The following is a 26,180-nucleotide window of genomic DNA, read 5'->3' on the forward strand; positions in this document are numbered from 1 at the left end:
CTCTCTGTGTTACAGGACTACCGCCGATACTCCACTTTCCCAACCATCAGCGGCTTAGGATTCAACCTCACCCAATCAACTGCAAATTCAGTTAATCGGTAAAGCTCATCCTTATCACCATTACCGCCTTTAATTTGGGCCGCTATAGTTTTGGCTTCCTGCTGCTTATCGCCGCTAAGTGGATTTCCTGATTCAAAATATGCCAGTAATGCACTCAGCATTTTGCGAAAATCCGCATCCCAGTTCATTCCGCCATTATCCAATATCTCATGGGATAAACGACCGGTAATGCGAATCACCTCTCCCTGAACCGTATCGGCATTACCGCTGGAAGGTACCAGCAGTTCCCACAGTTCCTGATGGGCTTTCTGCCAGCGCTGGGAACTAACAATAATATCGGAAGCGCCATCATGCATTTGTCGTGTAGCCACCGGCGTTACATCAAACAAACGGTAGAGTTTTGATAAACCGGCATCGGTTTCCGCAATATGATCTTTAGAAAAGTTAGCCCGATGAAATTCAAACATTTCACCGATGCTGGTAATACGTTCACGCATTTCTGGAGAAATCTTGTTTCCGGCGTTGAGCAAAAGCTCTGCGATCTTCGCCATTCGGTCAATATCAGCATTGCGGCAGCGATCAAGCGCTGCGGCCAGTGCGGTTCTTCCCATGCTGTCTTCAGCGTAAATATTTGCGCCATGGGCAATTAATGTTTGAACGTGATGAACATGGTAAGCGCGGGCCGCCATATGTAGTGGAGTCGCATTCTGATAATCTTGCGCTTCGATGTTTGCACCCAATGCCAGAAGTAATTCAATATTACCGCACCAGGTACCCGCCTGCTCATGCAGCGCGGTGCGTTTATAATTATCTGCGGCTTCAATATCCGCCCCCTGCTCAATCAGCCAACGCGTCAATTCATCGGGGATCTTATAAAGACTTAAAGCCGTTCTCTTACCCAGCCCTCCACGGGCATCCAGCTCACAGCTATCGTAAATCGCTTTCAATACATCAATATCACCGGCTTCCAGCAATTCTCTAATATCTTTGGGTAAGGTCTTTTTCTTTTTAGCCATTATGCAGATCCCTCTTGGTTTTCTTTTTAATTTTATCAGGCTATCTAATGTGCCCGTGGATTTTTAACATTTCAACGTTTAAATAAACCACACCAAACTTCAAGCGCCTGATGCTATATGTTCACCGAACGAGCTTTACGAGTACTGAAAACAATCAATGGAATAGCGATGAAATAAACCACCACCACCGAAAGCCAGATAGCACCGGGCCAGTCCTTTTGAACCACAAAATAAAAGGTTGAGAACGCCAGCGGTCCAACAACAGAAGCCAGACTCACCGCCGATGCCAGCACCCCCTGAAACTGTCCCTGACTGTCACGATCAACCTGTCTGGTTGCCAGCGCCTGAAGTGCTGGAGAACCAATGCCGCCGAGGGCGAACAACGGCATAATAGCGAAAACCATCCAGCCCTGGTTGATAAACGCCAAAGTGATCAGCGCCACGCAGGAACAGGCAACACCAACTAACACGGCTCCCCGCTCCCCAAATAATCTGGTCGCCGGGCCGGGCAACAGTGCCTGTACCAATGTCTGGCAAATACCAAAGGCACCCAGAGACAGGCCAATCCATAAACCATTCCATTGGAAAGTATCAAATCCCCACAATGCCCAGCAGGTACCATAGACTTCACCCGTGGCGCTTAAAATAAAGAACACCAGAACGATTGGCAGAATTCCTTTCATAGAAAAAGCCCAGCGTAGTGGACGTAGCGGATTAAGCGCCGCCAGATTAATCTTTTGACGGCTCGGCACCCGCGACTCCGGCAGAACAAATAGTGCCAGCAAAAAATTACAGGCGTTTAACAGTGCAGCAGCAATAAAAGGAAGCCGTATCCAGTAATCACCCAACAACCCGCCGAGAACCGGCCCGATAATAAAACCAATGCCAAACATGGCGTTAAACAAACCAAAGCGACCAGCTCGCTGATCCTCTGGCGTAATATCAGTAATGTAAGCCATGGCGACAGAAATGTTAGCACTGCTCAACCCGGCAATAGCACGGCCATAGCACGGCCAAGTAATAGCATCCAGAGATGGGGAGCGAACGCCATAATCACATAGTCAATTGCCGCTCCGGCTAAGGAAATCAGCAGCACCGGACGCCTGCCAAGATTATCGCTCAATGCACCAAGTACCGGCGCGAAGACAAACTGCATTGCCGCGTAAAGCGCGGTCATAATACCGATATAGGGCGCGATATCCTGAGTATGCGTTACCTCTTCGAGGAGGCGCGGCAAAATAGGAAAAATAAGACCGATACCCGCAGCATTAAGGCAAATTGCAGCGAAGATAACGATAAGGGGTTTATTCATTGATTGAATTCCAAATAATACTTATGCAGCCAATATTTCTGCTCAATAATCAGCAAATCGACTGAAATCTACTTAACAGTGTAGGAGAGCCAACAGGAGTCATAATCAGACTCACAATTTGCCTTTTCATTTATTTTTATGTATACCTGACATAAATATATACTCAGTACAATTAAAAGAGAAGTTATATGTCCATACCATCCGATCGTCGTTCTCGTAAACGGCTCGCTACACGACAGGCAATTTCCGTGGCGGCTACGCGCCTGTTCTTAGAACGAGGTTTTGATCGTGTAACAGTAGATGAAATTGCAGATGCCGCTGATGTCGGACGCATGACGGTGTTTAACCACTTCCCTCGCAAGGAAGACATGTTCTTCGATCGTGATGAAGAAGGTCGTGAAATGCTGCGTGAGGTATTACAGCAGCAGAATTCTGTTGCTCCTATTGAAAGGTTGCATCTGCTCGCTCATCAAATGATTGCTGAACAGCGACCTTACGTTAGATTCACCGCCGAGAGTCAGGGATTTATACAAACTATCGAAAACAGCGAAACCCTTAAGGCACGAGCAAGAGCAATACGTGATGAGATCGCACAGTTAGTGGCGGAGGAATTGTCTGGATATGCAGGAAAAAAATCAGACGACCCTGATGCGCATCTGGCAGCAAATATGCTGCTGGCGATTTGGACGGTAGCTTTTATTCAGGCTCACAGAGCCTTTCCACAAGAGCAAAAAACTGAGGAAGCTGAGAAGGTATTTCTTTCCGTTGTCGATAAAGGGATGATTGGTTTGAAGGCGGTTATGGTAGGGACACCTTATATTTGAGCACTAATCTCATCAACCAAAACAGAAATTGTTATTGCCGTATTTATCACATTCAACAGGCTGACGATATAAAAAACCTCTCAGAAAATTATAACGGACAGCATCATGATTATTCTCCCTGTACTTGTTTAAAACGTTGAGCAAGAAAATCGATAAGTGCACGAACAGAAGGTAACAGACCACGCCTCGAAGGAAAGACAGCATGGATGATCTCCCGACTCGGCCCCCATTCCGGCACTACTCTGACTAACGAACCATCAGCCAATTGATCGCTTATCATTAACATAGGTAATTGCACTACACCAACACCCGCAACGGCCGCATTACGCAACGCAATCATATCGGTAGTCACAAAACGAGGCTGATGTTGAATATCTAAATGCGCATCGTTTGGACCAAACAGGTTCCAGTGATGAGGCTGTTGAGGCTGCCCTACGGCAAGACTTGGCCAGTCGCTCAGATCGGCAGGAGAAACAGGAAAACCCAATCGCTGAACCAGTTCAGGCGCGGCTACCAGACATTGCATACGGTCAGCCAGAACACGCATCACCAAATCACTGTCCTGTAACGGTGACGGACGAACACGAATCGCCACATCGATAGCTTCACTTACCACATCAATCCGACGATTAGTCGCGTTCAGATGCAGAGTAATATGCGGATGCTCAACCATGAATTCCGCCAGCATCGGACCAACCAGAGCGTGTAATAAAGCTATCGGGCAGCTCAGGCGGATAACACCGCACGGTTCGGCACGGTTGGTATCAATAACTTCCTGAGCAGCTTCAGCCTCAATCAACATGGCTTTACAGTGCTCATAGTAAGCACTACCGATTTCAGTGACACTGAAGCGCCGGGTTGAGCGCTGAATCAATCGAACACCCAGCCGTTCTTCCAGTAAAGCAATGCGTCGGCTAAGTTTTGATTTTGGCATGCCCAACGCCCGCCCAGCCGGTGCAAAACCACCGTGCTCAACGGCTTTGACAAAGTAATAGAGGTCATTCAGATCTTGCATTAGCTTATCGTTCCAAAAATAGGACTCTGATACACAATTTAGCAGACTACCGATAACTTTGTCCCGAAACTATGCTTTATCTAAAGATGTAATCAATAAGATTTCTCAGGAGAGCATATGAAAAAAGTAGTTGGTGTTTACAGCGCCCCACGTGGGCATTGGGTTGGCGACGGTTTTCCGGTGCGTTCGATGTTCTCTTATAACAATCACGGTAAGCAGCTCAGTCCTTTTTTACTACTCGATTATGCTGGTCCAGCCGATTTTGCATCGACCAAAACTCCACGCGGTGTAGGGCAACATCCGCATCGTGGTTTTGAGACTGTGACTATCGTTTATAAAGGTGAGGTCGCGCATCGAGATTCCACCGGTCAGGGTGGCGTAATCGGCCCTGGCGATGTGCAGTGGATGACCGCCGCCAGCGGCATTTTGCATGAAGAGTTTCATTCGCCAGATTTCACTACATCCGGCGGTGAGCTGGAGATGGTGCAGCTTTGGGTAAATCTACCGGCTAAAGACAAAATGAGCGCGCCAGGCTATCAAGCCATCGCTAATCAGGACATTCCAGCTATTTCATTGCCCAATGGAAATGGCACGGTACGCGTAATCGCTGGTGAGTTCGATGGACATACCGGCCCGGCCCGTACCTTTACACCAATGAACGTCTGGGATATGCGGCTGACTCAAGGCAGTCACAACACACTGACGTTACCAGAAAATTGGACCGTCGCGCTGATCGTCCTGCACGGTACCGTACAGGTCAATGACGCAGAAATTGTCCGCGAGTCACAAATGGTGATTCTGGATAGCGCTGGGCAGAATTTATCTATTGAAGCCAACAATGACGCCACGGTTCTGCTACTCAGTGGTGAGCCGATTGACGAGCCAATTGTAGGTCACGGCCCTTTTGTAATGAATACTCAGCAGGAGATTGTGCAAGCAATCGATGATTTCAACAGCGGTCGGTTTGGAACCATGTCGCGTTAATCCCTGCTATCAAACATCCCGGTGCTATGCACTATCATTAAAGGAGTAAATCATGAGTAAACCTTATGTCCGATTAGATAAAGAGCAAGCCGTTGTTTTACTTGTCGACCATCAAGCGGGGCTATTGTCCCTGGTACGCGATATTGAGCCCGATAAGTTCAAAAACAATGTTCTGGCACTCAGCGATCTGGCCAGCTATTTCAAGCTGCCAACCATTCTGACAACCAGTTTTGAATCTGGGCCAAACGGGCCGTTGATGCCGGAATTAAAAGAGAAGCATCCCAATGCGCCTTACATTGCCCGTCCCGGTAATATTAACGCCTGGGATAATGAAGATTTCGTCAATGCGATTAAGGCTACAGGCCGCAAGCAGCTGATCATCGCTGGTGTCGTCACTGAAGTCTGTGTCGCCTTCCCTGCGCTATCGGCTCTGGGAGAAGGTTATGACGTATTTGTTGTTACTGATGCTTCCGGTACCTTCGATGAAGTAACGCGTCTGGCCGCATGGGATCGCATGTCACAGGCCGGAGCCCAGTTGATGTCGTGGTTTGGTGTGGCTTGTGAACTACACCGCGACTGGCGCAATGATGTGGAAGGTCTGGCAGCACTGTTCTCAAATCATATTCCGGATTACCGCAATCTGATGACCAGCTACAACGCACTGACGGCTAAAAAGTAAATCCAAAACAGATGCTTGTGGTTATCATAGGCATCTGTTCAATTAAAATGATCAGGGCACCACAAAAAATATCCATATTAAATATTTTTAACCGCATAATAACCAACAAAGGTTAATTTAAAGCGGAGGTGTACATGAGCGCTGACTTTGTAAACTTAACAGCAGAAAACCTTTCCAATGAACATTTATGCTGCATCATCCGCAGTAGAAAATTCCATCCTGGCATTGATGCCAAGCGACAATGGCTTTCCGACCGACTAAATGAAGGTCATGTTTTTAGAAAGCTAAATGAAAAAGCAACAGTCTTTATTGAATATGCTCCTCTTGAAACAGCCTGGGTTCCGATAACCGGCGATAATTATTATTACCTGTATTGCTTATGGATTTCCGGTAACCACAAAGGAAAAGGTTATGGGAAAGCACTGATGGAATATTGTTTAGCGAATGCCAAAGCACAGGGTAAATCAGGTATTTGTATGCTTGGAGCAAAAAAACAAAAATCCTGGCTTTCTGATCAATCCTTTATAAAAAAGTACGGCTTTGAGGTTGTTGATACCACGGATAATGGATACGAATTGCTGGCACTTTCTTTTGATGGAACAACACCAAAGTTCGCACAACAGGTAAAAAAATCAGAAATTGAAAGTAAAGCACTGACAATCTATTACGACATGCAATGCCCGTATATCTATCAAAATATTGAGACGATAAAACAGTATTGTGAAATGAATGACATTCCAGCCGCTTTCATTCAGGTAGATACGCTACAAAAAGCCAAGGAGTTACCTTGTGTTTTCAATAATTTTGGCGTGTTTTATCAAGGGAAGTTTGAGATGGTGAATTTGTTGGATATTGCTTATTTAAAAAGAATACTTAAAAAATAAAAAACCCAGTTAATCTGTTGAGATAACTGGGTTTAACTTATAGTTTATTGATAAGGGTTAAATACTTATTCCCACTCTATTATAAATTGACTAAAAAAACCTTATAAAACAATATATTAAGACATGACATAATCCAATGACCATGAAAAATGCCATGCACAGTAAAAATTTTCAAGAAGTCGGATCAACCTCTCCCGTGGCAAAGGCTACCAATAGCTGCCTCTCTAAAATGGCCAACTCATCCACGCTACCATCCCGAACAACCTCGGCCAGCAGCTCCGCCGCATAAGAGGGATCGGCCTGGAAACGCTCTACCATTGCCTCGTCGTGACTACGATCTTTCATCGATCGCCCCTATTCGTAGATGCCCTCAAACTTCAAGAGTAGCCTGCTCAGGTCACTAGATGACCGTCGGATTCTGGCCGGTACTGCCTCTCAACGCTGCAGTAAGCGGCCAAAAGCAGCCATTTGGCTTCGAATTACAGGGCAGACCTTCGCCTCACCGGCTTGCATAGGGAGTTCACGGCCTATGCTGCTCGCTGTTAATCAGGCCGTCCACCCGCAGCGCCCAGGCGAAACTCTTGAGCGCGAAAGGTGTATAGGATCACGCTGACATTCCGGTGTTCATCGGTGCTGTCCATCTCACGCTCCCGGCCCGCATGCGAAACGACTGCGCCCCCAACTCGGCCGAGGCCGAGTGTTGCGCGGGTTTCCGGCCGCCCCCAATGCTAGCTGTACCTCGCAGTCGGTGCACATCCCCCTGATCACGCTTCACCGCCAAGAAATATGTACAATCCTATGTCTTCTTTACCGTCAGAGTTTCTAATGCACCTTTTAAACACTTACGACACCAGGGATGACGCAGACGATGCGGCTTCAGCTCTGAAAGGGTTGCTACGCATAGCAAGCGAAAGGGATGACACCACCACTATTTACAATTTATTTGGTGAAGCCACATGGGCCAACCTATATAGTTTGAAGATGTATAATCTAGTGGAGCTGAAAGATTTGCTCGCACGTAGATCGCAGTGGACAGACTCTGACCTAGCGCAGCATGGTCATATTCTCCAAGGCGTGGAAAGGGTCGCCAATAAATACCAACTGACTATTCCGTCACACTGGAAGTAAACTTCACGAGGAAATCCCTACCATCGCGATTATGTTTTGCTTGAAGTCCTCATAGACTGCTCCTTTCCTTAACTGAAGAGCCTTTAGAGCATAGAAGACGTTGGTGGTCGGTGACTCTAGCTTTGCTTTATCAATGTCCAACTTTGAGACATTTACGACAGTCCAACACTCACGATAGCCGTCTTTTTTGGCCTTCTGGTGGCTTTTCTCAGCTTCGCCAATTCGGTTATGAATGTTGGACACATCCGTACCACTCTTCACTTCAATTGCTAAGATTCTTCGTGAAGATTTGTCCGGCATTACTTCACGAATGACGATATCCGGATCGGCTGCAAACTCCACCCACACATCCCGGCCGCTCATGTTTTTTATTTCAATTGCCCCACGTGTGGCGTTGATAATTGCAGGCCTGAGAATCTCTTCAATGACGTCAAAGACGTCCACGATGCCTTGCTGGCCAAGTTTATTGTTCACTCCTCCCCGCATCTGCGGTCCAACAGTTAGCAAGGTCAGGTCATCCAGGAGTCCAATGCTCAGGTCTTTTGCTTTTAAGTTACCCACAAGATGCGAGGCCGCGTTACAAAGAGCGACGCAGAGCTCCTCCATTTTCACCACAGAGCGCGGATTCAGGCGACCACTAACCTCCATACATTTCATGGAAGCCACGCCAAACTCCGAGCCATAAAACTCTTTCTGGCTATAGCCGAGGAGAAGGCGGTAGTAGCCGAGCAGATGCGGGTTCGCGTGCAGAATTGCTGGCACTGCGAAGACAAGTTCTCCTCTTAATCCCCTAGCGGCGAGCGCTTTGAGGTCTTTTGCCGGAACGTATTTGGACAGCTCTGCATCAATGGTTGGAACGGCTAACTCGGATACCGTTTCCAAGAGAGCGTCCTGAAGCCAGACGTTTCTAAATTCCTGAAGCTTCAGAGAGAACGAGACCTGAAGCTCAGGCAATGGGAAAGCGAGGTCCTTCTTCAAGCAGCCGATATCCTTACTACGTTATGGAAAATTCCTCCAAGCCGCTCTACCGCAAGGTCTACGTATGAAGGGTTGAGCTCAACACCAGCATACTTCCTGCCTTCTTCATTGCAGACCAAACCAACTGTACCCGCGCCGAAGAAAGGGTCTAGCACGAAATCACCCGGTTCGGTAGAGGCCTTGACGCAAGGCCGTACCAGCTCAGGAGGGAATGTCGCGAAGTGAGCGCCTGCGTATGGCTTAGTGTTCACATTCCAGACAGTTCTTAAATTGCGCAAGCCGCCGCCATCAGCAACCTGTTTAACTGCATCTGAATTGTAAAAATACTTCTCCGACTTGCTGAACATGAAGAGGAACTCGTGCGAACGGGTCGGCCGGTCCTTTACACTTTCAGGCATGGCATTCGGCTTGTTCCAAATAATGTCGGTTCGTAGATACCAACCATCATCCTGAAGAGCGAAAGCCAAGCGCCAAGGGATGCCCATCAGATCTTTAGGTTTGAGGCCTTCGGGAGTGTCCGGCCTAACAGCCATGGCCCTTGCCGGATTTTTTTTATCCGCCGCACGATAGCCGCGATTTCCGCTTGTATAGCCATCACCGATGTTGATCCACAGCGTTCCGTCATCAGTAAGCACGCGTCTTACTTCAGAAAATACTGCAACTAGTTTCTGGATGAATTGAGGCATAGTCAGTTCGAGACCGATTTGATCGTCGATACCATAGTCTCGAAGCCCCCAATATGGAGGGGAAGTTACAACGCAGCGCACGCTATTGCTTGGCAAGCGTCTTAATACTGTGACCGCGTCACCTTCAAAAATTGTGGAGGCGTCTAGGTTTAATTGCGCTTCGCGAGTAACTTTTTCAACAATTGGGTTATTCATACTTGCCTCTGGCCTGCGTGCGCGGCGATTCTACACTATTTTCAAATTCTTTGCATTTGTTTTCGACCCCAATACCAATAGTTTCAATAAGAGATATCAGCAAAAAAAATGATATCTAATTTTCTCGTAAAAAGTCATAAATGTATATGAACTCGAATTACTGTTATCAACAGTTTGAGTTCATTCTGATCCACCGGCAGCTTCGGATAAGACGAAATCTTTCACGAAGGGCAGCTCTTGGCCGGTTGGCCACTCCTCTGAGCGACTAAAAAAGCAGTAGATCACGACAGCGGGTGCGCGGTGATAATTTTCGATTGCTACCGCCTTCCCAAGCTGGTGTATTGGTCTATGCTGAGGCGGCAAAAGGCCACTGCCTGATCTGGATTTTAGGACGACGTGCGCCAAATGTAAGGCCGCCTTGGCCTGCTCCTACCTTCCCCTCTCCACGGATGCGAGACATGATTGAATCGATCACCCTCTCCGGCATAGCGACCTACAGCCCCGTAACCCCTGAAGCGATTCAAAACCTGAAGGCTTTGAACTACTTCTACGGTGCAAACGGAGCAGGTAAGACAACGATCAGTAGGCTGATAAACAACCCAGCACTATCAACTGCCTCCAAGGTCACTTGGGTGAAGGGCAATCCAATTCCGGCACTGGTCTACAACAACGATTTCATCGCGGCGAATTTCACTGATTCTAAACAGTTCAAAGGTGTGTTCACGCTGGGGCAGGCCGAGCAGGCGCAACTTGATCACCTGGAAGAGCTCAAGAAGGAAAGAGACCGCCACGCGCTTTTCAAAACCAAAGCTCAAGAAAACCTGAATGGCCCGGACGGCAAGAGCGGGAGGATTGCCGAAAAAAATGCCTTGGAAGAGAAGCTAGTAGGACGGTGCTGGGAGCAAAAGCAGAAGCACGACGATGAGTTTCAGGGGGGCTTTCAAAGGTCTAAGAAATAACCGGGAGGCCTTCAAAAATAGGGTCTTACAGGAGAGCAAGAATAACACCTCCCAGCTGGTTGATATCGAAGACCTGCGCAAACGTGCAGATGTACTTTATGGTGACGCACCATTACCCATGAATGCTGTCTCCAATCTAGACCTGTCCCGTTTGGTCGCGCTTGAGCAAAACCATGCCCTGAGCAAGAAAGTGGTCGGTAAAGAAGATGTCAATGTATCTGCGATGATCCAGCACTTGGGAAACAGTGACTGGATAAGGCAAGGTATGAAGTACTTGGGCCATACCGACGATGACTGTCCTTTCTGTCAACAGAAATTACCGCATGAATTCGAAAAAAGCCTCGAAGATTACTTCGACGAAACATTCGAAGCTGATACTCGAGCCCTTTCGATGTTTCGGGATACTTATAACGACTTAGCAGATACTCTGTTAGCCCAGGCTCAAACAGTCCTGACCACGAATTGCTCGCATCTAGATAAAGATAAACTTGATCTTGAGTTGCAGGCCCTAAATGCAATCATATTGGTGAACAGGCAACGCATTGACCACAAGGTGGCTAGCCCTAGTACTGAAGTGACGCTAGAAGGTCTGACAGAAATTTCGCTTAAAATTTCTGAGCTAATCGAGGCGGCCAACCTCAAGGTATCTGAACATAATCGTCTTATTTCGGGATTCTCCGTCGAGCAAAACAAGTTAACAGATGCGGTGTGGCGATATCTAATTGATGTTGAGCTTAAAGACACTCTTGCTGATTATACTAAAGATATTGACCGTATCGGCAAAGCAATTGACGGCATAACTGCGAGCATGGATAGGGCAACAGTAGACATATCCACAGCTGACGCAGAAATTGCAAAGATTGAAAATTCGCTGACAAGTGTGAGACTTACTGTCGTTGCGATCAACAAAATTCTGAAAGACTTTGGATTCCGAAGCTTCTCGCTAGATCCTGCATGTGCCGACAATTCATATCGCCTGATCAGAAGCGATGGAACTGATGCTAAAGCAACGCTCAGCGAAGGCGAAAAAACCTTCGTTACTTTCCTGTACTTCTATCATTTGCTTTGGGGAAGCATCTCGACCTCAGGCATCAGCACTGATCGAATAGTCGTCATCGATGACCCGGTTTCAAGCTTGGATAGCGATGTGCTGTTCATCGTGAGTAGCTTGATCAAGAAGCTTTTTCACGAAGTTCGCCAGAAGGGGAATAACCTAAAACAGATCTTTGTTCTGACCCATAACGTGCACTTTCATAAAGAAATCACCTTTAATCCCCAGCGAACTGGAGATGCGTCTATTAAGGATGAGACGTTTTGGATAGTACGCAAGCCCGATCATTTCTCGAAAATTGAAGGTTTTGAAAGTAATCCCATCAAGACGTCCTATCAGTTGCTGTGGGCAGAATTGACAAAAAAACCATTGCCGACGCTCACCATTCAAAACACCATGCGTAGGATTTTGGAGAATTACTTTAAAATCCTAGGGAATATAGACGCATATCATCATCGACAAGTTCGAAGGGCAGGAAAAGGTTCAATGCCAATCATTAATTAGTTGGGTTAATGACGGATCCCACTATTCGCCAGATGACCTTTACGTAGCAATAAGCGATGGCATGGCACACAGCTATATAAAAATCTTCTTCAAGGTCTTTAAGGCTATGGAACATATGCCTCATTACAAAATGATGATGGGCCGAGACTTTATCGATTTAGATCCTGTTGAGGAAGAAAAAGAAGATGAGGATCTTTTCGGAGATGATGGCGGCACTGCAGTAGGGGGAGATGCACTTATCGTTGTTTCAGGAGCGCCTGTTGATGTGGGCGCTGTCGAGCCATTGCGCACTGCTGCGTCGTTGGTAATCCCAATTGTAGCTTCTAAGCCATTCTCAGCTGAGGCAGATGGTTCGGACCAGGATATCCCATTCTGAGTCGCTTTATGCTCGCGGGTGAGGTCCTACGCTCTAGGTGATCTCCGTCATCGGAAGTATGGTTTCGGTTCGATATAAAGATTAGGGCCCTGCTGGGCCTTTTTTCATGGGGTAGGGGAATGTGGGACTTTTTGAAGGACAAATCGGAAAGGATGCTCTGTGCTTGGGCAGTTGGGGCTCTACTATGCCTGTGCGCGATCAAGGTGAAATTTCCGACTACGGATTACATGCTTGCCGAGTGGCCCAGAGCAGTACTGATCTTCCAATCAAAAGCGTTTGAGGACATCGTCGGAGACCTCCTGACGGGGCTGATCGCAGCGTATTTTTTCTACGTGGTGATTGAGGTCATCCCACGACTCAGGAAGGAAAAGCAGACCATGGACGTCTTGAATCGCCTAGTTGCTTCAGTAGTTGATTCCTACGCCAAGACCCACTGGTTTGGTCACACGATGGCGATCAATCAGGTGAATTTAGACCTCCTGACACTCGATAGTCTCAACAGGATGATCGAAGAGGTGAAGCAGAATAGTCCGAACCTCGGCAAACTCAAATGCGCGCTCTTCACTGCTCATTCGAGGTACTCGGACTTTTGCTCGACCCTGAACCTTGCGGCCTCAATGGGCTCTGAGCGTGCTCTGCAATGGCTCGTCCTGACTGACAAGATTCGTCTGCTCGTAGACAACTACGAAGCTCACCCGGCAAGCGAGGACTATGATGCGAGCCACGTGTACGGCAGCGGACGATCTGAAATCGACGACACCTCAGTGGATTTCCTTGAATATGAGTCAGCCTTAAATAGCTTTATGGGCAGCCTACAATTCGGCGTTTTAGAGTATTTGGAACAAGTCAGAAACTGGATCAGCCCTGTCCCGGCTGACGATATTTCTAACGCACCGATCAATCTGAGCGCCGATGGCAAATCAACCGATCACTGACTAGGCCGTGCCCGCAGTATGACGTCAGTTTAAATACCAAGGGGCCCTGAAGGCCCCTGAATAAACGGGCATTTTCGTGACAAGCAATGAGGTTTGAAAGCGTCGTTCGCGACGATTGCTATCGAGCCATGACAGTAGGAAATGCACCACCCCAACAACCGCCAGAACTGAATTGGATTGCACAATCCACAGAGTTCCAGGTTCAGCTCTCACGCTTTCGAGCATAAACGACAGCGCTCATTTTTTCCCGAATACCGGCTTGCAACTCACGAAACTCGATCATCAACCGCTCCACCTCGACCGAGCTTGCCCCCTGGCCATTTTTCTCCGCAAGCCACAGCTTCAACAAGCCCGCGACACGTCCCAAGTCGCCATTAATCTTGCCTAGATCAGCCACTGCTTTCAGGTCGACAACTGAGCGGATTGGATGGTTTAGGGCTGCCGCCCGAAGTAAAGCCGATAGGGAAAGCCCAGCGTTCCGGGCGCGCCCCTCTATCTCACCTTCTTCAACAGCATTGACGCGGAACCGAAGTGTACGGTCGCGATTCAATGTTTCCCCTTTGGTTTCGCTTTGTCTTGGCATGGTTTCTCCGTTGCTAGATCGCGGCAGCGATTGTGGCCTCGCAGAGCAAGATACGTTGAGCCACAGGCGAATAAGTGGCGGTGGTTGGAGTTACGCGGCGAAGCCGTGTAGCTACAAACACATATCTTGCCGTCTGCCTGAGTGCAATTCAAAGAAATTTAGTGCTAATAGCCGTTTCGGTAAAGTCAGTTGCCTTAAATTTCCTTGAGTTGCGTTAATTCTCCCTAAGTTGCCTATAGTTGCGTTATTTAGGTAAGGAATTGCCTAAAATTGCTTTGAACTGACCCAACCGACTAAATCTAAACGAATGGATAAAACAGGGCGGAGAAAGTACATGAGTGCCGGCCAACTTGCCGTCGCCACGCTCAGCTCGTAGCGATACAGATCCTGATATGGTTAACAACTCCAGCGGTCGCTAGAATCTCCGCTACCCACAATAGATCAAGGCCGATATGGCACCAAAAAGGAGCATGAAAAATGGCTAGAAAAACCCTTTCTGAGCGTCGAGCTGATGCCTATTCTGAATTAGATATGGTTAAGGCAAAGCTTGCAAAACTAGACAATGAGGCAGCAGAAAGAATTGCGAGAATTGCAATAAAATCAGGATTAGTTAATCTTGATCTTGCGGACGATCACATCCGGGAAGAATTCGACAGAATCGTGGAAAGGATAAGCAAGAGGAATTGATTATGAAGACAGCCCACCGCATCAGCGCTTTGGCCACTCAACTCAATGAACTGCAAGCCTGCCTCGGTCGAGCCAGCGGGCAATCTGGTAAGCGTATTGTGGAGGCCCAGCGCATTGCGGCCGAGCTAGCTTCTTCACTCGAAGAGTGGCACCTTGAGACGCTGCACATCCCTGAAACTGAGCGTTGCCTCTACCGCACTCATAATCCTTATTACGCAGCCCACTGACGCCGCGCACCAACTTATAAAAAGCTCACTTCGGTGGGCTTTTTTCGTCCGCAAAACGCATCAAACCGGACAGCCGATTCTTCTTCCTCATGAAAGAAACACCCTAGACAAACCAGAGAGTTGGCATCATTTAAAGGGTTGATCAACGGACAGTTTCCGGACGCAACTTATTGAAATCTATGCGGATAGACTATTATCCGCATATTCAAAACAACGCCATATCGGAGAATAATCAAACCTCAAGTTACTACAAAATGAGGTATTCGGTATGGAAATAGAATCGCGAAAAACTTCAGTTTATGTCGCTCGGACATTTGGCAGAGGCGCGGCGCTAGCTGTGGCAATGGCAACCACAAGCCTTGGTGTAATTCTCTATATGACACCTGCCCCGGCTTACGCCATCTACTGCTCTAACTGCTCGACGTTCTATCAACAGATGTTCGAGTACGCTGAGCAGGTCAACACGGCGCTGAGCACCGCCGAACAATTGCAAACGCAAATTCAGCAGTACCAAAACATGGTCACGCAGGGCACGGGCTTGCCCGATTCGATGTTCGGCAGCATCGCGTCTGACTTGAAAAGCGTGGCCAACATCTACAACCGCTCGCAGGCCTTGGGCCGCCAAATCCAGAACATGGATTCGCAATTCAACACGGTTTTTCCCGGCTTCGAGTACTACCTGAATCAAGCAGCTAACTCGGCAGAGGCCCCGGCGAAAGATCGCTATCAAAAGTGGTCACAACAGGGCCGCGACAACGTGAAAACAGCGATGGAAGCGACGAACCTCAATACCAGCACCTTCGAGTCCGAGAACGCTCAGCTAGACCGCATGGTGGCTCGTTCGCAGTCGGCCATTGGTCGGATGCAGGCGATTCAGGCGAGCAATGAAATTGCCTCGCAGAACGTGCAGCAACTGCAAAAGCTGCGCGACCTACTGGCCACGCAAATCAACATGCAGGGCAATTACATGGCTCAGCAAGGCGACCGGAAGGCTGCCAGCGAAGCCGCCGAACAGCAGTTTGAAGCGCGCAAAAACACACGTGGCGGCGTGAAGGAATACTGAGAATGACTATTTCGAAATGGATCATCGCATTGATGTGCGCCGGATCCGCACTGGCCGGTTACATGGTTACCGTGGTGGTTCAAAGCAATAGCGAATGTACTGCGATGGCTGAGCAACAACGTCACCAGCGTGACGCTGATGCGTCGTTTGAGGCGCGCCCGAACACTCGCGGCGGCGTGAAGGGGTACTAGCTATGGATCGTCGTCTATTATTGTTCCTCGCCTTGGCTGGTGCGTTCGTGGCCGGAAATGCTATGGCCGCGACCGACCTTTCCCATGCTGACACATCGGTTCAGGGCCTACTCGATCTAGTTTTGCAACAGTCGCACCAGTGGTCAGCGAAGCTGTATAATTATGCCATCAGACTGTTCTGGCTGCTGGCCTCGATCCAGTTCATCTGGACGTTCATGCCTCTGGTCATGAAGCAAGCCGATTTCGGCGAGATTGTCGGCGAGCTGCTGCGCTTCGTGCTGGTGATCGGTTTCTTCCTTGCAGTCATGAAGTACTCGGTGGAATGGTCGACGGCCATTGTCGATAGCTTCCGCGATGCGGCGGCATCGGCGAGCGGCCTCGGGCGTGCATTAGAACCCGGCGATATGCTGGCAGTTGCGCTGGATTTTGGCCGCACCATGGTGGTGGGCATATCAGTGTTTTCTCCAGCGAAGGGACTTCTGATCGCTGTATGCGCAATCCTTGTGTTGGCATGTTTCGCCTTCATCGCCGCATTCATGTTTGTCACGCTAGTAGAGTCTTACGTCATCATCAATGCTTCCGTGCTGTTCTTCGGCTTTGGCGGTTCGCAATGGACGCGGGATTTTGCAATTGCGCCGATGCGCTTCACCGTTGCGATTGGTGCCAAGCTATTTGTACTGACCCTGATTGTCGGCCTGATCGTACAGTCGGCAAAACAATGGTTGGCCGCCTATACCAATGATGAAGCATCATTGATGACGATGGTCGGTTTGGCCTTGGTGTGCTGCTACCTCACGAAGACAATTCCTGACCTGATCGGTGGCATGATTAGCGGCACGTCGATGGGCGGCGGACTGGCGGGGGCGATTAACTCCAGCTTTGCCGGTGCCAGCTCCGCAGGTGGTGCCGCGTCGTCTATGGGTGCAGCGGCGTCCTCCGGCGTGGGTGCCAGCACCGGCGGCGGAGCGGCCCAGGGCGCCAGTTCCGCAGGCGCGAAGGTAGGCGGCAGCTCCGCCAATTCTGCCGGGCAGGCGTCGGGCGCTCCGTCCTCGCCAAGCAGCGGCTTACAAAAGGCCGCCAAGCAGGCCGGAAAGGCCGCGCAGGGGAACGACGATAAAGACCAGCAGACGACAACAATAGGGGGAGTTGTCAGCTCCGGCAGCGCACTTTCCCAAGCGGCCAACGGTGGCGCAAAGATGCTCGGCGTGATGGCTTCGATGGCAGTGCCAGGTATGGAAAATGCGCACGTATTGTCTCTTGGTGCAGGATCTCCGCCACCTGTTCCCGACGATACCAACTTGACCACTCCAGCCAATGAAGCAGAGTCGGCCGCGGAAGCTTCACAAGCAGAGCCTAACGTCATCCGTCCGGCCTCGGAAACTAACTCTACTCCTGGACGCCTCGCCTCACTCAAGGTGCCGGGCATGACTCGAACAATGATCAATCGGAGAAATAACCATGATGGACGTTCTGATATTCGCTGGATTCGTGGTATTAGCCTCGACGTTCGCAGTCGGCATGTGGGCGCTGGGCAAGTGGCTGCGTAGCAAGGGCTATGGGCCACAGCTCGATAGGCTGGATCATCAATAGACGGCCTTGCAGCTTCGAGTAAGCCCGCTCGCCTTGTCGGCTTCCTACCGTATGTTTGCGGGGATGCAAACCATGAATCGTTTGCCTCTGCTGGGCAGTAAGAGTAGCGCCGTTCTGAACCGGCAAGTGTTGATGGCCATCCAAGCGGCTCAGGAAACGCAGAAACGAGAGCGTCGCGGCAGTCGCTGATTGCCGATTGCTGAGCTGTCAACAACAACCCCGCCCTAGCGGGGTTTTGTTTTTCCGAAGTTTACGCTCTTCTCTTATGCCCATTTCTGAACGGAACGTTTACCACCTCAACCATCAATGCGGACGAACAGCAAAGATCGTGTCCCAGGAAGTGATGTAACTGAACCAACCGAAGCAACGATGGTGCGAAGGGCTTCGCCACCAGTAATACGCACGGACCTGTCTCAGCCATGCAACCGGCAGAAATCGACCCAAATCGGACCGTCGCGACTCGCGGCGCTAGCCGCAAGCTGCCATCTTTCGCGCTTACGCTCATGGCCCCGAATCTGAGGTGGCTATGCACTCATCCTGATAAGCTCTGAACTTGATTGATTTGATAAGGCTAGGTGCCGAAGATGGGGCTTATCCCAAGTTGTGATCACAGAGAAGATGCCATCAGGTCTCTCGCTGAAATCTATGCAGTTTCAACTGAAGAAATCGGAAGGGTTCTTGAGGCTTCCGAAGTACTAGAAATTGCACAGGTGTATTCCCAAATGGAGTCGCAGGGTTTCCACTTTGTAGTATGCCATCTGCTAAATGCTTCTCCTCGTTCCGATATTATGCACGCTTGTTACTACCATTCGACGAGCTATGATGGCCGCCCTTCATGGTTCGATGATGGATTGCTTGGCTCGTCGCAAGGCGTGGGGCGTTTTCTAGAAAAAATCACCGAATGGCTCTCTCTTGAGGAGCAAGTTGTAGCAAAAGAAGCGGTTAAGGGCATCGTGAAGCGTCGCAGCGAGTACGAAGGTGCCACTGCTGAGACGTGCGGACCATACGCATGGGACACCTTTACTGCTGCCAGCTCTAGCTCAAACGGAGTTAGCTATAGGATTCCAGAGGCGATCCAGGATTTGTGGTCTTCCAGTCTTTGTGGCGGCGGCGGGTTGGTAAACCTGAGGGGGCTCATCGAAGAAAAGCTGAGACCTGTCGTAGTCAAGTTCAAAGGAAAAGTTTCAAATATCGATGACTACTGCGCAACCCTCTGGGCCTATTTGCTATCGGATGACGGTGAGTGCCACCTTACTCATACCTTCGCGGGCGACGGACAAACTATTCCTAAAGAGGACATTCTTGCGCTGATGGAGGTTTCATAAACGCGGCCTGGGGGATACAGCCGGTGGTCCAGCCTACGCAATGGAGCACGTTGGCCATTTATGGGATTTCTACGATTGAATTGGCCGCTTCTGGTCGGTTCCTGTCGTTAGACTCCATCCAGCTTGCCGGTCGAATTCGATGCAAGCGACAAAACAGTAGCAACGCGAAAAGATAGTCATGTGGGGATCAATGACCCGATCCCCTTTGAGCCGGCGAAAAAAGGCTGCCATCCAATTGCCCGGAGGCTTCGCCATTAGTAATACGCACGGACTTGGTACACTGATTTATGGGGCGCTTATGTACCTAGACACAGCCATAACTGATACGCCCATACGCTTTGCTATGGCTCGCACGCTTAAGCCTTCCGCCCGGAGCGCTTGAGCCTTTGCTAGCTTGCCGTTAGCCGTTTCGAGGTAAGTTTCCCGGTCAACGGCACCGGCAGCGCGCCTACGGCCTTCCTCGCGCTTCCTGTGACGTTCTGCGGCCTCGGCCTGGCTAACAATGGTCTTGAGCCGCTGCTGTTCCTCTGGGGTAATCCTGAACAGGTTGATAAGGGTGTCGTTCTTGGGTGTGTAAAGCGGCGCGTATTCCTTGCCTCCAAAACTGACCTTCTCACCGGCCTCGTAGGCTTTGGCCTTGCTGAACAGGGTCATCAGCTCTTTGGAGCGGCTACTCCATTGAGGATCAAGCTCGCGGGCCAGTGCGGCCGCTTCGTGGTACATCTGTTTGCTGTTGGTCGCACCGGAAAGCAACAGAAAGTTCAACCGCCAGAACAGGTGTTGCATCCGCTGACCTTCCACGACGCCGCCGCGCAGCTCGGCGAGCTTGCGCAGGTCTTCGAGACGATCCCAAGCAAGCTTGCGGCCTGAGAATCCGCGCAGATTGTCGGCCTTGCCGCCTGGCACCAAAACGAAAGGCTTTTTCGTGGCGCGCTGCTGACTCTGTTCCTGCCGCTGCTGCTCGATTGTCCAGCGGGCAGCCGGTAGCAGTGCCTCGGCCATGTACTCGAAGTTGTACCGGATCGGCTGGCCATCAATGCCGTTCGTGACATGCACCACGCGGCAGACTTCACCGCTCTTGCTGTTGACCGTCTCGACGGTGCGCAAGACCCGGCTTGCGTCTTTGGCCATCAGATCGGCCCCGATATGCGCGAGGCGATCCACTAGATACCGCTGGCAGGCGTTCCAGCGGGGCAGGGCTTGGCGCGGAATCGTGCCCTCTAGCAGCCACTTGGCCTGTATCCCCCGGCCGCTGTAGATCAGCATGGACGGCGCGGGCACGCCTTCTTCGGCACAAAAATACAACACCGAGGCGGCCAATTTTTCAGGGTCGCGGCCAGCCAGTGCGGGGATGCGGTAGGTGTCGAGGTCTGCGAACAACAGACCAAGCCGGGACAGGTTTACGACGCGCCGGTTAGGTCGGATGAATTCGGCCTGAGACATCCAAGTATCGCGAGTTTTGTCCACCAAATTGAGTATGGTAGGCATATCCGCAAGCGGGTGGGACGACTGACGCTTTTCGCCACGAACGTCAACCAATAGCGAGAAGAACCCGATCCTGTTGCTGTCGTGGTACATCTGCGCCTCGTCCTGGGAACTGAACAGCGCAAGTTGTGAACTTTGATGTTGATTGCGAGCAGTTCGCACGTGCGGCTGCGGTATGGGCCCTGAGTCGGGCCCGATCCACACTACTCAGGCCCCGATTCCGGGTCTGGGAGCTGGGCCAGAAGCCTTGCACGCATCAATCCATTCTTCGACTTCAGCCAAATCCCAAGCGACATTTCGACTGGTTAACGCAATACGGCGCGGGAATTCGCCCCGCTGCTCCATGTTGTAGATCGTGCGCTCTGCTAGCGGGATCATCGCATGCAATTTCTTACGATTGATGAGTGTCTTGCTCTTTGGTTTGGTCTCCATGGGGTCGCTTTCCTTCGAAGTTGTCAGATGCTTGACAATGCCTTCGAGCGCCAGAGCCAGGGCGCAAAAAAGTTAGAATTTGGTTGTCAATCAGAGCTATCATCGACGGATGGGAAAACACTTAAAAACGTCGAGCACCTACGACCCGCTTTTGCAAATGCTGGTTAGAGAGAGCGATACATCGTCGGATCGCATCCGTGCCAAGTTGAGTAACCAATACGAGTGGTGCTTCTGCGAGCTATGTTGGCGCTCCACCGAATATGTGATCAGCATCGCGGCGCCGAAAGTCTTCAAGCGCCTAAAGCGCGGGAATGTCAAAGCAGTCCCATTAACGGAGTCTGTTCGCACCGAAGCTCAGAAAAAAGCCGATGCTTTGGTGGATCGATACGAACGGGCATTGAATGGGGAGCTCGGCAGGTATGAGCCCCCTCGAATGTTGTCGAAGTACTGTGACATTCAGGAACTGCGCGGGGACTTTTCGGTAGCAGCATTTCGTGAGCACGTGGAGTGCCGAATGCTCGTTTCTACTTGGGCGCAACACGGTGAACTACTAAGGCCTGCGGCCCTACCCGGCCAGCCAGAGGGTTCGGCTAAACCGAGCAAATTTTATTGTGAGGCCCACAATCCGCGACGTAGCGATGAGGCACGCCGCGCTTACCAACGCGATAGGAGGTTCGTGCTGGATTATGAGGATTTGATTGCAAAAATCTGGTCTAAAGAAGCTGCTTTCCTCCCAAGCTGGGATATCGAGACCCATGCCGAGGTCAGAAAAGAGGCATACCGCCTTCTCCAAGCATTGAAGTCACCAACCAGCACGATAGATGATCTGTTGATGCGAGGAATTACAAGTCAGGCTGAAATCGCCCGGCAGCTTGGCGTATCACGCCAAGCTGTTTCTGCGGCCATCAAGCGACGGTCTGGAAAGCAGGCATCACCATGAAATATCAAAACTCTAATTTCATTTTTTTCCGGCATTGCTTGGACGTGGTCGTTTGAGCGTCCACTCGTCAATCATATCCGCCCAATCCTGCAACATCGCCCGACGCTGATCACGGTATTCAGCTTTGTTGTAGACGGCCCTTACACCCTTCTGCTCGTGCGCAAGGCACTTCTCAATCCAGTCTGAGTTGTAACCCGCCTCATGCAGCAGCGTGCTCGCTGTGCGCCTCAAATCATGCGGTCCGAACTTGCTCAACGGCTGCCCTTCTTTCTGCGCAAGCCGGTAGGTTAGCGTCAGCACCTGATTGATCGTCGCGGTGCTCATTGGCAAATCGGAATCGTACCGAGAGGGAAAGACGTAATCCGAACCACCGGCAAACGTCTTCAGAGCAATGAAAAAATCCAGTGCCTGCTGAGATAAGAACACCAAATGGGGATTGCGCCGCTTCATCCGCTCTTTCGGAATGGTCCACAGGGCTTCGCTGAAATTGATTTCGTTCCAGGTAGCGTTGGTCAATTCACTTTTACGAACCATGGTCAGCAACAGCAGCTTAGCGGCGACTCTCACGGATGAGGCAGTGCCGATGCGGTCCAGGTACTGATACATCAACGCGATTTCGTCAGGCCCTAAAGCACGGTCACGTGGCTCGAATTTAGCGATGCTTGCAGGACGTACCAAATCAGCCGGATTATCGACCTTCTGGCCTCGCTCTATCGCCCATCGGAACACCTGCATCACAATCTCGCGGGAGTGCACGGCCGTGGCTGGAGCTCCACGCTCCACAATTGCATCAGTCAGCGTTCGCAGATCCTCATGATTGATTTCCACCAGTTTCTGATTACCGAAGTGCGGCTTTAGCTCGCGCTCGTAAACCGATCGGCGCATGTCACGCGTCGAGTCAGCCATCTGATATCCACGCAGCCATTTCTCAGCCCACGCATCAAACGTCTCTGCCCCTTTGGTGCGTGCCTTGGCACGGGCTTTCTCTTTGGCAGGGGACTTACCCGCCGAAACCATCTTTTTAGCCTCGCCCAGGCGCTCTCTGGCTTCCGCAAGTGTGATGCCACCCACGCCATAACGACCGAACGTGATGGTCTCCTGACGGCCATTGATTGAGTAGTTGTAACGAAATGAGATGGAACCGGCAGCGGTGACGGCCACGTACAGCCCGTCGCGGTCGTTCACCTTGTAGAGTTTTTCTTGCGGTTTGAGGTTACGCAGCTTGGTATCGGTCAGCATGGCAGTTACGGATTCCATGGAAAAAATACCATGCTCAGAAAAGCACTCATGCACCACGATAAAACCCAATTAAACCGGGCTGATGATGAGACTTGATACCATGCCCTTCCCTACAAGGGCGACATGGTATCGAGCACCGAACATGGCATTTGGCTCAGTCAATACCCCGTACCATGCCATACAAACACGGTGCTTGGCGATGCACAAAGCTGCCTGAACTTGCCAGATCCAAAAAGCCAAAAGCCCGTAATTACGCGGGCTTCAGGACATTTTCGCTAGCAGGTACCGGCAAATCCCGGCAACCCAATCATTCCCACTCAATCGTTGAAATGGTATTTAATGCATTGATTTATAATTGATTTATACCGTTCAAAAATATTAATACCGTCAAATCTACCGTCGCAGGAAAAAACTACTTCGCGATAACGATTCTCTCCCGATTTTACCCCTACTGAATGATGTTTAGTGAGTTGCCTGAGCAACCAGCTTAACCCCAAGAGCAGCACAGACACGGTTAATGGTGTCAAATCGCGGATGAGCATCAGGGCGCAATGCTTTGTAGAGCGCTTCACGGGAAATCCCGGATGCGTTGGCAATGTCGCTCATTCCACGGGCACGGGCAATTGTACCGAGAGCCTGGGCCAGTGCAGCAGGGTCATTTTCTTCCATTACCACGGTCAGGTATTCGGCAAGTGCCTCGGGGCTATCCAGGTATTCCGTAACATCGAATTCGGGCAAGTTGGAAATTTTCATGGTTCAGTCCTTAAGGGTTGCAGCAAGGGCAATGGCTTCAGCGATGTCTTTCGACTGCGAGGATTTATCTCCACCGCCCAGCATCACAATCAATACGGTTCCGCGCTGGATGTAGTACATACGCCATCCAGCACCAAAGTGTTCACGCATTTCCCATACTCCTTCACCGACAGGCTTACAGTCGCCAAGGTTCCCGAACTGGGCCTTTTCGATGCGTCGCGCAAGGCGACGCTTGGTCATACCATCCTTGATACTGGACAACCATTCGGTGAATTTGTGAGTGGTCTTGATCGTATACATGTTATTCATTGTAATCGAACGATTACAAAATATCAAAAAAATTGTATTTGGGGAGTTTAAAGTGATGACTCAACGCCGGGTCGTGGAGCGTTAAGTTATCGTCCCAGATAAACCGCTGTAATAGCTAAACGCTCATGGCCTAATTCACGGCTGATGATCTGACGTGCGGCCCGATCCTGAACGCGCTGTTCTCGGGTCAATGCCTTGGCGCTTGGTCCTCCGGCAGCAGGAGCCTGCCAGCCGGTCAAGGCTTCATAACGCTGTTGTGCATAGTGGTGTCGTAACCCGTGCATATGGCTTAATCCCGCCCCCTTGCACTGTCCATCATAAGTGTGGCGCTGCTGGATGTAGGTTTTTTGCGCAGGGATTAGTGAGCCTGCCCCGACCAACTGGTGCGCTTCATCGAGTACGGCTCGTTGCTGCGGCGTTGTAAGCGGTACAACCCGCTCCCGTCCGCCCTTCGTCCAGGAGCCTTTCAGCAAAATGAAATCACCCTGATCTGCATAGCCAGGACGAAACTTGATTGCTTCTTCACGACGCAGCCCGAAAGCCTGTTGCAGGGCCAGACTCATGCGTACACAGGGATCATTCACCCTGTCCAGGGCATCACTACCTAACACCTGCGCTTTGCTCTCTTGAGTGACAAAACGCCGCTCAGGAATACCGAGCCGGGTATTGTCTGCCGGAATAATACCGGCCTTGCCCACTTTCTCAGCCCACCAGCGCACATGTGCCAGACGGTTTTTTAGCGTGCCAGCGGATAAGCCCTCGGTCTGCCAGCGTTGCAACAAGACCTCGATATGCTTGCCCTTGAGCGAAGTTGCACGCATCTGGCGGAAACCGACGTCACGTAACTGGCGGCTCATCAACGTCAGCGATCGCAGCCGGTCGGCCTGTGTTGCATGGCTGCCGTCCCGGTTGCGCTGGCAAAGCTGGCGCAGTGTGTAAGTTAAATCATCCATCAAAGCCTCCTGCGGCTCTCGTGTGTGTGCGTGTAGGGTCAAAACTAAGTTTTCATCGGTAAGTGTTGTTGCCAACTCGCCAAAGCGAGATCCCCGAAGGGCTAGGGCCAGGTGCTTAGTCACCTGTTGCCTGCATTGAGGCATCCGCCGTACTCCCTGCGGGGAGATCGGGCGGGGTTGCTGCGTGAAAAAGAGCGCACGGCGCTGTGGAGAACCTCCTGTGTGTGAGAAAAGTGATAGAAAATGAAGACGAACGGTGTCAGGCATTGCGCACTGAACGATTGCCGGTGAGGGTTGAAGCACCTAGGGTACGGAGAGAAGAAGGGGACAGAATAATCAGGCTCCCCCTATGGGTAAGGGGTCATGCGCATGACGAGCCGGGCGCATAAGAAGGCAGCATCGACAATTTTTTGCCGACCTGACGCTGACTGCCCTGCGTCAGTGCCGGTGAATGAAGCCCACCGAAAAGGCTATTGCACGGCCAGTCTGCCAGGGCATCATCACGCAAACAATAAACAATAGGATACGGCGCTAACCCATATTCTTGCGTAGGTGGTGGGGGCTGTCACTGCGGGGCAGTGACAGCCCCTTTGCGGCAAATGGCTCTGTGTTAGCCCCCCCAAACCCCGCTCGCCGCGAGGCAATTACCGGAGGATGGTTAAACACCCATCCCCCGGCATTGCCGCCAGCGTCAGGCGTTCCAGTCGCGTCAAGGGTCTGCTTCGCCAGGGTGCTCACCCGGTCTCTTCGAGCTGCGGTTTCCCCCCCTGCCCTTGACCCGACTTCTACGCCTCACACTTCACAGCACCACATAAAA

At 50.6% G+C, this 26,180-nt stretch carries 27 protein-coding genes and 1 pseudogene; 15 read left to right on the forward strand and 13 right to left on the reverse strand.

Going from position 1 to position 26,180, the window contains the following annotated elements; translation table 11 throughout:
• Positions 1–17: 17 nt before the first annotated feature.
• Positions 18–1,076 carry an ankyrin repeat domain-containing protein gene (locus GOL65_RS07645; protein WP_140919999.1) on the reverse strand — a complete coding sequence of 353 codons (1,059 nt, stop codon included), beginning with the start codon at positions 1,074–1,076 and terminating at the stop codon, positions 18–20.
• A 113-nt stretch (positions 1,077–1,189) separates the two neighbouring features.
• Positions 1,190–2,388 (reverse strand): annotated as a pseudogene (locus GOL65_RS07650) (TCR/Tet family MFS transporter).
• Positions 2,389–2,576: 188 nt separating this feature from the next.
• Here GOL65_RS07650 and GOL65_RS07655 point away from each other — a divergent pair.
• The gene (locus GOL65_RS07655; RefSeq protein ID WP_140920000.1) at positions 2,577–3,212 is read left to right on the forward strand and encodes a TetR/AcrR family transcriptional regulator; all 636 of its coding nucleotides are present in this window, start codon (positions 2,577–2,579) and stop codon (positions 3,210–3,212) included.
• 109 nt (positions 3,213–3,321) lie between these two features.
• On the opposite strand, the gene GOL65_RS07660 is transcribed toward GOL65_RS07655, so the two are convergent.
• Complete coding sequence (locus GOL65_RS07660) at positions 3,322–4,227, reverse strand: LysR family transcriptional regulator (protein ID WP_140920001.1); 906 nt, start codon at positions 4,225–4,227, stop codon at positions 3,322–3,324.
• Between the two features lie 117 nt (positions 4,228–4,344).
• On the opposite strand from GOL65_RS07660, the gene GOL65_RS07665 reads away from it, so the two are divergent.
• The 3 genes from GOL65_RS07665 to GOL65_RS07675 all read left to right on the forward strand — a co-directional run bounded on the left by GOL65_RS07665 (position 4,345) and on the right by GOL65_RS07675 (position 6,774).
• The gene (locus tag GOL65_RS07665; protein WP_140920002.1) at positions 4,345–5,211 is read left to right on the forward strand and encodes a pirin family protein; all 867 of its coding nucleotides are present in this window, start codon (positions 4,345–4,347) and stop codon (positions 5,209–5,211) included.
• 52 nt (positions 5,212–5,263) lie between these two features.
• Complete coding sequence (gene ycaC / locus GOL65_RS07670; RefSeq protein WP_140920003.1) at positions 5,264–5,890, forward strand: isochorismate family cysteine hydrolase YcaC; 627 nt, start codon at positions 5,264–5,266, stop codon at positions 5,888–5,890.
• Positions 5,891–6,024: 134 nt separating this feature from the next.
• Entirely contained in the window at positions 6,025–6,774 is a 750-nt protein-coding gene (locus GOL65_RS07675) for a GNAT family N-acetyltransferase (protein WP_140920004.1), read from the forward strand.
• Positions 6,775–6,945: 171 nt separating this feature from the next.
• On the opposite strand, the gene GOL65_RS07680 is transcribed toward GOL65_RS07675, so the two are convergent.
• The 3 genes from GOL65_RS07680 to GOL65_RS07690 all read right to left on the reverse strand — a co-directional run bounded on the left by GOL65_RS07680 (position 6,946) and on the right by GOL65_RS07690 (position 9,761).
• Complete coding sequence (locus GOL65_RS07680; protein ID WP_179038213.1) at positions 6,946–7,119, reverse strand: hypothetical protein; 174 nt, start codon at positions 7,117–7,119, stop codon at positions 6,946–6,948.
• A 786-nt stretch (positions 7,120–7,905) separates the two neighbouring features.
• Entirely contained in the window at positions 7,906–8,880 is a 975-nt protein-coding gene (locus GOL65_RS07685) for an XcyI family restriction endonuclease (protein WP_140920005.1), read from the reverse strand.
• Complete coding sequence (locus GOL65_RS07690) at positions 8,877–9,761, reverse strand: DNA-methyltransferase (RefSeq protein ID WP_140920006.1); 885 nt, start codon at positions 9,759–9,761, stop codon at positions 8,877–8,879. The genes GOL65_RS07685 and GOL65_RS07690 overlap by 4 nt, the downstream gene beginning before the upstream one ends.
• 458 nt (positions 9,762–10,219) lie before the next feature.
• Between GOL65_RS07690 and GOL65_RS22370 the strand changes: the two genes are divergently transcribed.
• The 4 genes from GOL65_RS22370 (at position 10,220) to GOL65_RS22050 (ending at position 13,586) form a co-directional block, all read left to right on the forward strand.
• Positions 10,220–10,720, forward strand: a complete 501-nt coding sequence (locus tag GOL65_RS22370) for an AAA family ATPase (protein ID WP_218652009.1) — start codon at positions 10,220–10,222, stop codon at positions 10,718–10,720.
• Positions 10,683–12,275 (forward strand): AAA family ATPase, encoded by a 1,593-nt coding sequence (locus tag GOL65_RS07695; RefSeq protein WP_218652010.1) that lies wholly within the window; start codon positions 10,683–10,685, stop codon positions 12,273–12,275. Before GOL65_RS22370 ends, GOL65_RS07695 begins: the two co-directional genes overlap by 38 nt.
• Positions 12,276–12,336: 61 nt before the next feature.
• Positions 12,337–12,651, forward strand: a complete 315-nt coding sequence (locus tag GOL65_RS22045; RefSeq protein WP_218652011.1) for a hypothetical protein — start codon at positions 12,337–12,339, stop codon at positions 12,649–12,651.
• A gap of 119 nt (positions 12,652–12,770) precedes the next feature.
• Positions 12,771–13,586, forward strand: a complete 816-nt coding sequence (locus GOL65_RS22050) for a hypothetical protein (RefSeq protein ID WP_218652012.1) — start codon at positions 12,771–12,773, stop codon at positions 13,584–13,586.
• 202 nt (positions 13,587–13,788) lie between these two features.
• On the opposite strand, the gene GOL65_RS07705 is transcribed toward GOL65_RS22050, so the two are convergent.
• On the reverse strand, positions 13,789–14,169 hold the full coding sequence (locus GOL65_RS07705; RefSeq protein ID WP_140920007.1) for a plasmid mobilization protein: 381 nt from the start codon (positions 14,167–14,169) through the stop codon (positions 13,789–13,791).
• Between the two features lie 477 nt (positions 14,170–14,646).
• Between GOL65_RS07705 and GOL65_RS07710 the strand changes: the two genes are divergently transcribed.
• The 6 genes from GOL65_RS07710 (at position 14,647) to GOL65_RS07740 (ending at position 19,252) form a co-directional block, all read left to right on the forward strand.
• The gene (locus GOL65_RS07710; protein WP_140920008.1) at positions 14,647–14,856 is read left to right on the forward strand and encodes a TraC family protein; all 210 of its coding nucleotides are present in this window, start codon (positions 14,647–14,649) and stop codon (positions 14,854–14,856) included.
• A gap of 2 nt (positions 14,857–14,858) precedes the next feature.
• Positions 14,859–15,083 carry a hypothetical protein gene (locus tag GOL65_RS22170; RefSeq protein WP_124401819.1) on the forward strand — a complete coding sequence of 75 codons (225 nt, stop codon included), beginning with the start codon at positions 14,859–14,861 and terminating at the stop codon, positions 15,081–15,083.
• A gap of 268 nt (positions 15,084–15,351) precedes the next feature.
• Positions 15,352–16,146: a P-type conjugative transfer protein TrbJ gene (gene trbJ / locus GOL65_RS07720; RefSeq protein ID WP_140920010.1), complete on the forward strand. Its 795-nt coding sequence runs from the start codon at positions 15,352–15,354 to the stop codon at positions 16,144–16,146.
• A gap of 32 nt (positions 16,147–16,178) precedes the next feature.
• Positions 16,179–16,337 (forward strand): hypothetical protein, encoded by a 159-nt coding sequence (locus GOL65_RS07725; RefSeq protein WP_228723069.1) that lies wholly within the window; start codon positions 16,179–16,181, stop codon positions 16,335–16,337.
• Positions 16,338–16,339: 2 nt separating this feature from the next.
• Positions 16,340–17,884, forward strand: coding sequence for a P-type conjugative transfer protein TrbL (gene trbL / locus GOL65_RS07730; protein WP_218652013.1), 1,545 nt, complete (start codon positions 16,340–16,342; stop codon positions 17,882–17,884).
• A 627-nt stretch (positions 17,885–18,511) separates the two neighbouring features.
• Positions 18,512–19,252, forward strand: a complete 741-nt coding sequence (locus tag GOL65_RS07740; protein WP_179038214.1) for a hypothetical protein — start codon at positions 18,512–18,514, stop codon at positions 19,250–19,252.
• Between the two features lie 285 nt (positions 19,253–19,537).
• Here GOL65_RS07740 and GOL65_RS07745 read toward each other — a convergent pair whose 3' ends face one another.
• On the reverse strand, positions 19,538–20,830 hold the full coding sequence (locus tag GOL65_RS07745; protein WP_228723070.1) for a helix-turn-helix domain-containing protein: 1,293 nt from the start codon (positions 20,828–20,830) through the stop codon (positions 19,538–19,540).
• Positions 20,831–20,944: 114 nt separating this feature from the next.
• Complete coding sequence (locus GOL65_RS07750) at positions 20,945–21,169, reverse strand: helix-turn-helix transcriptional regulator (protein ID WP_031597374.1); 225 nt, start codon at positions 21,167–21,169, stop codon at positions 20,945–20,947.
• A 109-nt stretch (positions 21,170–21,278) separates the two neighbouring features.
• Between GOL65_RS07750 and GOL65_RS07755 the strand changes: the two genes are divergently transcribed.
• Entirely contained in the window at positions 21,279–22,109 is an 831-nt protein-coding gene (locus GOL65_RS07755; protein WP_140920014.1) for a helix-turn-helix domain-containing protein, read from the forward strand.
• A gap of 18 nt (positions 22,110–22,127) precedes the next feature.
• Here GOL65_RS07755 and GOL65_RS07760 read toward each other — a convergent pair whose 3' ends face one another.
• The 4 genes from GOL65_RS07760 to GOL65_RS07775 all read right to left on the reverse strand — a co-directional run bounded on the left by GOL65_RS07760 (position 22,128) and on the right by GOL65_RS07775 (position 25,405).
• A complete protein-coding gene (locus GOL65_RS07760; RefSeq protein WP_179038373.1) occupies positions 22,128–23,348 on the reverse strand; it encodes a tyrosine-type recombinase/integrase in 1,221 nt (406 codons plus the stop codon).
• A gap of 462 nt (positions 23,349–23,810) precedes the next feature.
• On the reverse strand, positions 23,811–24,101 hold the full coding sequence (locus GOL65_RS07765) for an addiction module antidote protein (RefSeq protein WP_140920015.1): 291 nt from the start codon (positions 24,099–24,101) through the stop codon (positions 23,811–23,813).
• A gap of 3 nt (positions 24,102–24,104) precedes the next feature.
• Positions 24,105–24,401, reverse strand: a complete 297-nt coding sequence (locus GOL65_RS07770) for a type II toxin-antitoxin system RelE/ParE family toxin (RefSeq protein ID WP_140920016.1) — start codon at positions 24,399–24,401, stop codon at positions 24,105–24,107.
• Between the two features lie 95 nt (positions 24,402–24,496).
• Entirely contained in the window at positions 24,497–25,405 is a 909-nt protein-coding gene (locus GOL65_RS07775; RefSeq protein ID WP_228723071.1) for a phage integrase N-terminal domain-containing protein, read from the reverse strand.
• Positions 25,406–26,180 lie beyond the last annotated feature (775 nt).

Source organism: Limnobaculum xujianqingii, assembly GCF_013394855.1.
GTDB lineage: Bacteria > Pseudomonadota > Gammaproteobacteria > Enterobacterales > Enterobacteriaceae > Limnobaculum > Limnobaculum xujianqingii.

Bases quoted from the DNA above. Each gene is read 5' to 3' on its own strand.
- GOL65_RS07655 (WP_140920000.1), top strand. From the start codon at position 2,577: ATGTCCATACCATCCGATCGTCGTTCTCGTAAACGGCTCGCTACACGA.
- GOL65_RS22170 (WP_124401819.1), top strand. From the start codon at position 14,859: ATGAAGACAGCCCACCGCATCAGCGCTTTGGCCACTCAACTCAATGAA.
- GOL65_RS07745 (WP_228723070.1), bottom strand. From the start codon at position 20,830: ATGTACCACGACAGCAACAGGATCGGGTTCTTCTCGCTATTGGTTGAC.
- trbJ (WP_140920010.1), top strand. From the start codon at position 15,352: ATGGAAATAGAATCGCGAAAAACTTCAGTTTATGTCGCTCGGACATTT.
- ycaC (WP_140920003.1), top strand. From the start codon at position 5,264: ATGAGTAAACCTTATGTCCGATTAGATAAAGAGCAAGCCGTTGTTTTA.
- GOL65_RS07750 (WP_031597374.1), bottom strand. From the start codon at position 21,169: ATGGAGACCAAACCAAAGAGCAAGACACTCATCAATCGTAAGAAATTG.
- trbL (WP_218652013.1), top strand. From the start codon at position 16,340: ATGGATCGTCGTCTATTATTGTTCCTCGCCTTGGCTGGTGCGTTCGTG.
- GOL65_RS07690 (WP_140920006.1), bottom strand. From the start codon at position 9,761: ATGAATAACCCAATTGTTGAAAAAGTTACTCGCGAAGCGCAATTAAAC.
- GOL65_RS07705 (WP_140920007.1), bottom strand. From the start codon at position 14,169: ATGCCAAGACAAAGCGAAACCAAAGGGGAAACATTGAATCGCGACCGT.
- GOL65_RS07680 (WP_179038213.1), bottom strand. From the start codon at position 7,119: ATGAAAGATCGTAGTCACGACGAGGCAATGGTAGAGCGTTTCCAGGCC.
- GOL65_RS07695 (WP_218652010.1), top strand. From the start codon at position 10,683: ATGAGTTTCAGGGGGGCTTTCAAAGGTCTAAGAAATAACCGGGAGGCC.
- GOL65_RS07755 (WP_140920014.1), top strand. From the start codon at position 21,279: ATGGGAAAACACTTAAAAACGTCGAGCACCTACGACCCGCTTTTGCAA.
- GOL65_RS07760 (WP_179038373.1), bottom strand. From the start codon at position 23,348: ATGCTGACCGATACCAAGCTGCGTAACCTCAAACCGCAAGAAAAACTC.
- GOL65_RS07710 (WP_140920008.1), top strand. From the start codon at position 14,647: ATGGCTAGAAAAACCCTTTCTGAGCGTCGAGCTGATGCCTATTCTGAA.
- GOL65_RS07660 (WP_140920001.1), bottom strand. From the start codon at position 4,227: ATGCAAGATCTGAATGACCTCTATTACTTTGTCAAAGCCGTTGAGCAC.
- GOL65_RS07645 (WP_140919999.1), bottom strand. From the start codon at position 1,076: ATGGCTAAAAAGAAAAAGACCTTACCCAAAGATATTAGAGAATTGCTG.
- GOL65_RS07725 (WP_228723069.1), top strand. From the start codon at position 16,179: ATGTGCGCCGGATCCGCACTGGCCGGTTACATGGTTACCGTGGTGGTT.
- GOL65_RS22370 (WP_218652009.1), top strand. From the start codon at position 10,220: ATGATTGAATCGATCACCCTCTCCGGCATAGCGACCTACAGCCCCGTA.
- GOL65_RS22050 (WP_218652012.1), top strand. From the start codon at position 12,771: ATGTGGGACTTTTTGAAGGACAAATCGGAAAGGATGCTCTGTGCTTGG.
- GOL65_RS07675 (WP_140920004.1), top strand. From the start codon at position 6,025: ATGAGCGCTGACTTTGTAAACTTAACAGCAGAAAACCTTTCCAATGAA.
- GOL65_RS07765 (WP_140920015.1), bottom strand. From the start codon at position 24,101: ATGAAAATTTCCAACTTGCCCGAATTCGATGTTACGGAATACCTGGAT.
- GOL65_RS07740 (WP_179038214.1), top strand. From the start codon at position 18,512: ATGGGGCTTATCCCAAGTTGTGATCACAGAGAAGATGCCATCAGGTCT.
- GOL65_RS22045 (WP_218652011.1), top strand. From the start codon at position 12,337: ATGGCACACAGCTATATAAAAATCTTCTTCAAGGTCTTTAAGGCTATG.
- GOL65_RS07665 (WP_140920002.1), top strand. From the start codon at position 4,345: ATGAAAAAAGTAGTTGGTGTTTACAGCGCCCCACGTGGGCATTGGGTT.
- GOL65_RS07770 (WP_140920016.1), bottom strand. From the start codon at position 24,401: ATGTATACGATCAAGACCACTCACAAATTCACCGAATGGTTGTCCAGT.